The 10,713-nt window shown below is 34.7% G+C and carries 1 protein-coding gene and 1 pseudogene; one reads left to right on the plus strand and one right to left on the minus strand.

The window, feature by feature from the left end; translation table 11 throughout:
- Window positions 1-10,008 (minus strand): hemagglutinin repeat-containing protein (locus GWI68_RS05760; RefSeq protein ID WP_166539669.1); only part of this gene is annotated, 10,008 nt, incomplete at its 3' end.
- A 19-nt stretch (window positions 10,009-10,027) separates the two neighbouring features.
- Between GWI68_RS05760 and GWI68_RS20250 the strand changes: the two are divergent.
- Window positions 10,028-10,713 (plus strand): annotated as a pseudogene (locus tag GWI68_RS20250) (IS3 family transposase); the annotation flags it as partial.

Consider the following 10,713-nt stretch of genomic DNA (forward strand, 5'->3'; position numbering starts at 1 on the left):
GATTAAACCGCCGACAATCCCAGAAGTTAATGTTGCCCATGCACTTATATTCTGCTTTTCAGTTTCGGTGAGTTCTTCGGGGGTTTTACCATAAAGTGAGTGCGATAAAATACCCACTGTTTCCCCTGTCATTGCGCCAGAAGCTTGTACTACTGCATTCTCGCCTTTTGCCAATGCAAGGCCTGCATTCAGTAAGCCGTGCGCTATCGTGCGCTGAATATCACTTTCAACACTATTACCTTGAATTTGGTTTTTCACTTCGTTAGCAAGATAAGGCGCGGAACCATTAGCAATCGCGGTAACAATATTGTTGCCCATGACACCTTGCGTAAATGCGGTGATGGCTTGGATTGCGCGGGTGTATTTACCGCCCGTACCAAAGTCAGATTGGTTGGTATAATCCTGTAAGGCTTGCTGGAAGAGGTGATTTTGAATATCACGCTCAGTAACGTTATCGTTAGTTTCTGAAAGGGCTTGATAGAGATTGTCGTAAGCGGTATCAGAAAGATTATCGAGTTTTGAATCAGCTTTCGCTTGGTTCGTACCACGAATAGTATCAACCGTGGTGGCTAAGTCGATAACCTGCGCCCCAATTTCGCCCACCAACTGTTGTTTTTGTTGGCGATTTTGCTCTTTTTCTTTATCGAAGATTTTATTTAACGTGCTGTGAGCATTATCGGTATCTTGGCTTAATTGTGCGATATCTTGCTGTTGATTATCGCTATCACGCACTGTCCATGTCCCTTGTGATACCGCAGATTGAGTGGTGTTTTCAACGCTGTCACTATGGTTTCCTGCCATGGCTAACGCATGGCCCATATTCGCCAGCATATTCCCTTCAACGCCACCTGAAGTACTTACACCACCAGATTGATGCTCAACTTTATATTCTGCGTAATTATGGATATCACTAAAGCCTAATGTACCTGTATCTAACTGATTATTTTTTGCATCGGCTTTACTGCTGATCACCGCACCATCAAGTTGGGTATGTTTACCCACGGTAAGATCAAATCCTTGATTGCCTGCAAATAAGCCGGTTTGTTCTTCCACTGAACGGTATTTACTGTCCATTTTATCGCGACTAAACGAGATATTGGCTGAACCTCCCGGTGTGCCCATCACATTGACACTACCACCCACACTTTCGCTCGATTGCTTCGATTTGTAGTCATCAATGGATTGCTGGCTTTCAAGGTGTAAATCCCCACCCACTTTCGCAATAACTTTATCACCTTGAGCTTGTGCGCCTTTTAGGGTTGTATCTTGACCACTTTGTAAGGTAAGAGTTTGCCCTGCATTTAGCGTCGTATTGATATAATAAGTATGATCGCCCTCTTCAAATCCCTTACCTCGGCTACCATTGGCATTAATGTTAACGCCAACACCGCCAGAGCCTACCGTTACACCAACGCCAACAGAAGCACTTTTACTTTCGTTTTTGCTGTCTGTTGTTTCTTGGTTTTGTGCTGACTGTAAAGTGATATCACGGGTAGCAATCAACGAGAGATCGTTGCCAGCTTGCAGTTCACTGCCCGTAACAGTGATATCACCTGTTTCTTTCCCTGTTGCGGTGATAGAGAGGCTTTCACCTGCACTTAAACTACTGCCTTGAGCAATATTTCGTTGGTGTATGGTTTCTGATTCAGACGAGCTTTTACCATAAGAAACATTAGCACCAATTAACGTTGTGCTTTCATTATCTGTACCTGATTGCGCATTATCTAACGCCACCGCTCCCACCGCTTGAGCACCCGAAAGCCCTGCTTTGATGCTTTGTAAGGTACTAATTTGGCTATCGTCGGCTTCTTTGGCGGCTTTGTATCCCGCAATAGCGCCATTAATGGCACTTCCTGCCGTACCGCTTAGGGCAACCGTCACACCACTTTGTTTACTTTTAGTTCGACTTAATTCGGTATAGCTATTTTCAGAAGAAGAAATATCAACAGAATCCCCAGTAAGAGATATCTCCTTTTTGGCAATCATTTCACTGCCGTCTATAGTGAGAGCATCACCCGAATTTATGTGAATATTACCTTCAGTACTGCCGATTACACTGCCTTTATAGGTAATCGCATCACTGTTATTCAGCTGTTCAAAAGTTGACTTTCCGACGGTAAAACCAATACCGCCAGTACCGCCAATCCCTGATTTTTTGATCTTTTCTTCATAAGATTGGAACTCTAATTCTTGTGCCGTTGTTAGTGATAATTGATTACCAGCATCCAGATTAATATCTTGTGTTGCTATAATTTCACTGCCTTGTGCCGTTAAATTATTGCCTGCAGAAACCGAAATTTCATTCCCTTTTAATAGAGAGCCTGTTGCCTGTTTATTATGAATTTCAGCATGCGTAGTGCGTGTTTCCGATGAACCAAACGATTTGTCTTTTGTGACACCATGGGCAATTTGATCAATTGAGGAGTAACCACTATTTAGCGAAATATCATTACCTGCATGTAATCCTAACAGTCCCGTGGCTTGAATATCTGTTGCCGTAAGATGAATATCCTCACCTGATTGCAATGTAATATCGCCAGCATAAAGACGAGAGCCTATCTCTTCTTGCGTGGTTTTATGCAGATAATTTTTACTATCCCAATCTATATTTTCTTGGCGAACCGTATTGATAGTTCCTAACTCAATATTTTCACCTGCATTTAATAAAACTCGGCTATTACCACCGGCTAAAATATCTGTTGCCGTCAGTTCTAAGTTACGTGTTGCTTTTAATACAATTTCACCATCAGGCTCAGTTAAATAAATGGCAGCGCCACGATTTATCCATTGATTAGTCTCGTCACCCTTTGTTGTCGCAGTACTAATAAGAGAATCACCGGCTTGCAAATTAACGCGACTCTGCCCTGCAATTTGGCCGCCCTCATTTTTAATATCATGCAACGCTGTTAAATCAACCGTCTTTCCTTTTATAAGACCTTGGTTTATTAAATTATCTGTTGATGCTTGTAATCCATTTTTACTTAAAATAGTACCTTGGTTTTTCAGCTCTGGAATATTATTTAAAATAACTTCACTACCTGAAAGCAATGCGCCACTATTTTGCAAATCACCAGGTAATACTCTGGCATAAACTTGTGGCACCAACACTTTTTCAACAGAACCATTAGGTAAAGTGATTTCCCTGCTGGTTAATAGCACCATATCAGCCGTGATCATTGCCATTTGTTCTGGTGTTAGTGTTACACCCGGTTTAATACCAAACTCTTCACTAAAACGAATACCTGCATCCATCAATGCATGATATTGCTGCTCATTATCATTATGCCCATCTAAATATTGATTACCCGTTAATTGAATAATTTGATCGCGTACTATGCGTTGTTCATAGAAACCATCACCAATACGTTTATGTGTGTTATTGTGATCAACCGATAATGCATTCTGCATATAATCTGAGCTTAACCACTCTCTTTTATTGGTAAAACGAGAGTCTGTTTCAACAATATATTGACTATCCGTTCCTTTATTTAAGTTAAATAAACGATTCTCAGGTAATTTCAATATTGGCGCTACTGTTTGAATATTAACCTCAATAGTTTTATTTTCGGTTGGTTTATCCAATTGAGGTACTGTAATAATTTTACCAATAGGTTGTTGCACTAAAGGCTGTTTATCTACATATTTTATTTCAGGTAGGGTTAAATTTGGCTGATTAATTTCAGTCTGTTTAATTTCAATAATAGATGCTTCATCACCTAGTTTTAAAACTTTATTTTCAGCCGTTTTTTGCTCAATCGTTTCATCAAGTTTTTGGGTCTCGATCTGCCCTGATAAGATAAAATCATTTTGATCAGTTAATAAATTATCTTTATGTTGTGTTAACGACAATTCATTAGCTAATTTTTCGGTGCCTTTATCTAAGGTAATAGAAGCAATATTTTCAGTATGAACATCAATACTCTTTTCTTTAATATTTAAAAGACCAAATTTTGGCTTAGCCGATATAATAACTTCATCAGTTTTACTTGCTTCTGGACGTTTATCTGACGTTTGATTACTGTTTTCTTTATATTCTAATAAGCCCAATGGCAAATCAGTAACCACCTCAAATGGCCCATAATGAGTACTTGAAGTCGAACTACTTTTTTTCTTACGTCCAGCTTTACGCTTACCTGGGCGTTTATGCTTTATTGCTGTACCTTCATGGTATTCAATATGTTGTCCAGCTGTTTCCTGATTATTAATATGCATTCCATCAATAATCAGTTTTCCACCTGCAATAATATGACTATCTACATTGTTTAAATTATCACCTTTTAGTGTAATATCTTTACCCGCTAATATTAATGCAGGATCACGGTGTAATAATTTAGATTCTTCTGTAATGATATTATATTTAAATTCATAAAAATCTTTATATTGTCTACCATTAATATTTAATAAATGTTCACGAGTGTTTATGTTGTACCAAATTTTTTCATCATCAGCGTCAAATTTATCACTACTGTAATCAACACCAAATTGATACATTGGAATTTCAGACACTTTTTCAGGATCACTTATTTTTAAATAGAGATCACGATTATTAATTTCTGAAACATGAGCAAATAAATTCCCATTTGCTTCAATTGATGCACTTTCATTATTAAGGACATCAGCAGCGATACTTTCTGACAGATTTTGGGTATCAAAACCCGCAATTGCCATATCATCGCCACTATAAATCAGGGCATGATTACGATTATTTATCTTATTACTGAAAAGCTGTAAATTTTCACGAGATGCTAATACGGGCGCAATCTCATCAAGTTTCGCACTATTATCAAATTGCTGACTTTTTATATAAATATTATCGCCATATATACGACCACCAACTTGGTTATAGATTGTCGTTGCAACTAAGGAAAGATTTCCCCCGAAGGCATCAATCAATCCTGTATTGTGCAGATTATCTGATACTGTAATCGCCAGATTTTTAGCACTCACTTCACCATTACGTTTTTCATACTCATCAACACTTCTTGCAATACGCGCTGTAACGATCTCATTATTTTTTACAGGTTCATAATTAGTGAAGCTCGTTGCTTGCAGTGAAAGTTGCTCACCTGCATAAATAAATCCACGATTATCAATTTCTTGTTCTGAAGAAAATATTAATGAATCTTGAGCTTTAATTGTGGCATTTTCATCTAATACAAAAGCATTCTTGAGCTGAATTTCACTTTTACCTGCCGAGATAACGTCACCATCACCTGTTAAATTTTCAGCCCATAAACGAAGCTGTGCCGTTGCAGCTAACAGCCCTTTTTTATTATCAATGGCTAAGTTATTTTTTGGTGATCCACCTATAGTTAATTCATTTGCGGAAATCAAACCACTTTGATTATTTAGTTTTTCCGCTGGTATTAATTTTAATAATTCACTCGCCTGAATAACACCTTGATGGTTAAGAAGTTCATTAGTTGAAATATGAATATTACTTGCCTTTAATCCTAATTCATCATTTTGAGTTTGTTGGTTATCTAGTTTCTGAGCATTGATGACTAATAAGCCTTGAGATTGAACTTGTCCTAATTGGTTATTAAAATCTTGCTCCAACGTAATATTTGTATTATTTCCGCTAACAATACTTCCGTCTTTATTATTTACACTACTTCCTTGAATAATAATATCTTTTTTGGATAATAACGTTCCTTGTTGATTATCTAATGCTTGTTGATTTAATTGAATATTTAGCTCTTCAATGGCTTGAATATAGCCTTTTTGATTATTTAAAGTACCAACATTTAATTGTGTTTCCGTACCACTAATGATGCTACCTTTAGTATTGATTAGTGTTTTTTTATTGGTATTTATTGATAACTGATTATCGGACTGTAATAATCCTTCTGTATTATCTAATTTTTGAGCATTAACGTTTAAAGTCGATTTTGCATATAACGTACCTTGATTATTCTGTAAATCAGCACTATTAATCGTTACTGTATTATTTGCAGTAATGCTACCGTATTGATTATCTAATATTCCACTTTTTAGCCAAATATTATCAGAAGAAACTAAATTGCCTTCACGATTATTGAATAAAAAATCACCATGATTTATTTTTAATAAACCCAAAGATGATATTTTCCCTTGGAAATTATTTAGTTGGGGAGTTGTTAAATCTGTTTTTCCTCCAACAGTAACTAATCCCTGTTGGTTATTAATTTTTTCAAGGCTAGTTAGATCTAAATTTCCTACTACTGAAATTAATCCTTCCTGATTATTAAGTTGTTTAACTTTCAGGTTAAGATCATCTTTAGCAACAATACCTGCAGTCGCTTTATTTTCAGTATTATTTAATTCGCCATCAGCATAAATTGTTAATGCTTTTTCCGCATAAATCAGACCTTGATTATTATTAACATCTTTTGTTTGTAATTTCAGCTTATCACTATTACTTGCAATAGTGCCTTTTGTGTTATCGAGTTGTTTTGCTGTAATATCAGCATATTGATTAGAAGCAATCTTTCCAAAGTGATTAATCAAATCACCACTATTTATAACCAGTTTAGCTAATGTACTTATTGTTCCATTTTGATTATTAATTTTTTGTTGTTGTGCTTTAATGATTAAGTCATTTTTCGCAGTAATTACACCTTTCTTGTTTTCAATTTCTGCTGTGGTCAGATTTAACTTACCATATTGACTACCAAGTTGTGCTTGGTTATTAATCAATTTACCACTTGTGATATTAACGTTATCGTCCGAAACTAATCGTCCTTGAGTATTAATTATATTACCCGTTTTTAGTATCAACGGACCTTTACTAATAATGCCTTTAGTCAAAGTTTGGCTGTTATCTAATTGATTATTTTGAGTATCTAACGAGAAAGAGCCTGCCGAATAAAGTGTCCCTTTTTGATTGTTTAGTGCTTGTGTTACTAATTTAAGGCCATTAGATTGACTGGCAATTTCACCATTTTGATTATTCAATCCAAGGCTATTAAGTAATAGTGATTTTGCAGAAAATAGATATCCAGATTGATTATTTAATTTTCCTGTAAATAAATTAAGTGTGCCTTGGCTAATCACTCCAGCATTAGATAAAGTGTTACTATTATCAAATTCATTATCTTGAGTATTAATAGTTAGATTATTATTAGCACTAATTAATCCATTTTGATTATTAATAGCTAGACTTTCAATAGAAACACTCTCTTGTAGGCTCCCAATTTTCCCTTTTTTGTTGTTAATATCTTGAGTAAAAAGAGATTGTTTTGTCGTCGATATTACTTTTCCATCTTCATTAATAAGATCACCTACATGGATCGTTAACTCTCCTTTGCTAACAATACCGCCACTCTCTTTTGTGTGACTATTATCAAGATGTTGATCATGGGTGTTAATTTCTACATTATTTATTCCCGTGATTAAACCTGAATTATTAATTACTTCACCACTATTGATAGTGATATTGTCAGACTGGCTAACTATTACACCCTGCTGATTATCTATTTTCTGTTTGTGGGTATTAATATCTAATAAGGAAAAAGCACTTATTAATCCTGAAGAATTGAATAATGATTGGCTATCTACTATTAATTTTCCAGCTTGGCTTGCTATTGTACCTTGCTGATTATTAATTTCATTAAAAGTTAGTTGATTGTCTTTTTTGGCGATCAAACGCCCCTGTTGGTTATCAAAATTTTTCGCTGTAATTTCAATGTTACCATGGCTAATAATACCTAGATCATCAACTGTTTCATTATTACTGAGTGACTCTTTTAGTATTATTTTGAGTTCTTCTGATGCGTAAACTAATCCTTTGTTATTATTAAGCTGATTTCCTGTTAAGGTTAGATTATTTTGTAGACTAGCAAGTTTTCCTTGTTCATTATTTAATATATTAAAAGTTATCTTTACTAAGCCTTCAGCACTTAAGTTACCTTGCACATTAAAAATATTACCTGCATTTAATAATAAATTTCCTTTAGTCAAGATCCCCTTGTTATTCTTAGTATCGCTGTTATCAATATCATGACCTTGAGTATTAACAAGCATATTCTTAAGAGAATAAATTAACCCAGATACATTATTTATAGCCGTTGAGTCTACTGTTAACAGACCATTATCAGCAGATATAATTCCATTATTATTAATTATTTTTTGCTGATGAGTATTAATATTCAGGTCAGTTTTAGCAATTAAATGACCTTTTTCATTATTTAATTCACCACTTTTTAAGATAATATTCTTTTGACTAACAATACCACCACTTTGGCTAGTATCAGTATTATTAATACCATATTTATTTGTATCTAATGCTAAAGTATCTTGTGCTGAAATAACGCCATAACGATTATCAATTTGATAGGTATTTAGTGTTACTGATGATTTTTCACTCCCTAAACGCCCTTTGTAGTTAATTAAATCACCCTTTGATAAAAGACTAACATTATTTTTCCCAATAACTTGACCTAATGTATTATTAAATTGTCCACTATTTTCGATCCTAACACTATCACGTCCTTCTATTTTTCCTTCTGTATTATCTATATTATTATCGGAAGTTACTGTGATAGTTTTATTTGAGGAAATCTGCCCTTGAGTATTATTTAGGCTTTTTGTCGTGATATCTAAAGAATGAATACTGGATATTTGACCTTTTTGGTTATTTAAATCTCCATTACTCGTGATATTAATTGCATTCTTACCAACTAATTTACCTTTAGTATTATCTATTTCACCACTTTCAATCGTAAGGTTATGCTTGCTAAAAATTTGGCTACTACTTTGTTGGCTTTGATTACTTAAATTTTCACCTTGTGTATTAATATTAATATCATAAGCACTGATTGAGCCATCATCATTATTTATTGCTTTACTAGTAATAGATAAATTATTATTTAGACTACCCAAAATTCCTTGTTGATTAATCAGATCATTGCTTTCTAATATTAATTTGTCACCAGAAACAATACGTCCTTTAGTGCTATCGATATTTCCACTTTTAATCGTTAATAAACCATGTGTTTCAATACCTTGGTCATTTTCTTTCGTGAAACGATTAGTCAATTTATCACTTAACGTTAATAGTAAATTTTTAGAAGAAAAGAGATGACCTTGAGTATTATCTAACGATAATCCTTTAAGTGTTAAACTCGATAATTCACTAACAATTTTACCTGTATTATTTTTTACAGCTTGGGTAGTTAAGTTTATTGCTTGCTTAGCAAGCATTTGCCCTTGTTGATTATCAAGCTCACCACTTTCTAGTGTTAACTTCCCTTGACTAACAATACCACCACTCTTTTTTGTTTCACGATTATTGATTATTTGCTGATGGCTATTAATTGTTAAATCTTTACCTGTAATAATTAACCCTTGTTGATTATTAATTTCACCCGTTTTTAAATCTGCAGCTTCAGTTAAACTTATTTTCCCGAATTGGTTAATCAAGGTAAATTTACCTGTATTCAGATCTAACGTTTTTCCATCAATAATACCTTGTCCGTTATCTAGCCCTTCTGTTGTTAACAATACGGTTTTTCCGCCAATATTACCTTTATGGTTATCTAAAACACCCGTATTTAATTGTAGTTTTTGACTAGCCTGAATACCTTGATTATCTTGTGTATCCTGATTAATAAACTTTTGTTTATTAGTATTTATTGTAATATTTAATGCGTGTATTAATCCTGAAGTATTATTCCAGCCTTGAGTTTCAGCAGTAAAATTCGCCTTAGTTGCTATTTGCCCTTTTAGGTTATTGACTGTTTTGGCTTGTATGTCAATGGTTTTGCTGGCATTAATAACACCTTGAATATTATTGATATTTCCTGTTAGTAAATTTAATGCAATACGGCTAATTATACCGCCTGAATGCTGGGTATTTTGATTATTTAATGTATATCCTTTGGTATCAATCCACATGTTACTTTCAGATTGGATACTGCCTTCACTATTATCGATACCTTTTGCTGTAAAATGGAGCGTATCTTGAGCGAGAATAATACCTTTTTTATTATTAGTGACCCGTCCTAAATAAGGTTGACACTTTTCCAATCTGAAATTGGAGAATGTAATGAAACCAATCACTAAACGGACTCAACGCGATTATTCTCTCGCTTTTAAATTACAGCTTGTTGACCAAGTTGAAAAAGGCGAAATAACCTATAAACAAGCCCAAGATCACTATGGTATACAAGGATGCTCTACTGTTTTAGTTTGGCTTCGTAAGCATGGTAGGTTAGATTGGTCAAACGGTACCCCTGATACTTTTTATAGAGGTTCAGCTATGACCCAATCTTCTAAACAACAAACGCCGGAACAACGCATTAAGATCCTTGAAAAGGAACTTGAAGAAGCTCGGCTTAAATCCGATTTTTTCGAAGCTGTGGTTAAAGTCATGGATAGAGACTTTGGAGTTCGTTTGTCAAAAAAGCGCAAAGCCGAGTTATTAAAGAAAAAACGGTTAAAAACCTCACCGTAACAATTGCTTGCCGTTTTATGCAGATCAGCCGACAGGCTTATTACAAGAGGCTGGATAGAACTGAGGAACGAAAGAAAGCAGATTCGGCCATTATTGATGTTGTTAAATCTGAACGAGTCTTACAACCTCGACTGGGTGGGCGTAAATTACATTTTATTTTAAAGCAAAAACAGATGGTTATTGGTCGTGATCGGCTATTTTCTTTATTGAAAGAACATCAGTTACTGGTGCCTAATAAACGGGCTTATCATCGAACAACCTTAAGCCATCATCGTTTT

The organism is Proteus sp. G2669, assembly GCF_009915245.1.
Lineage (GTDB): Bacteria > Pseudomonadota > Gammaproteobacteria > Enterobacterales > Enterobacteriaceae > Proteus.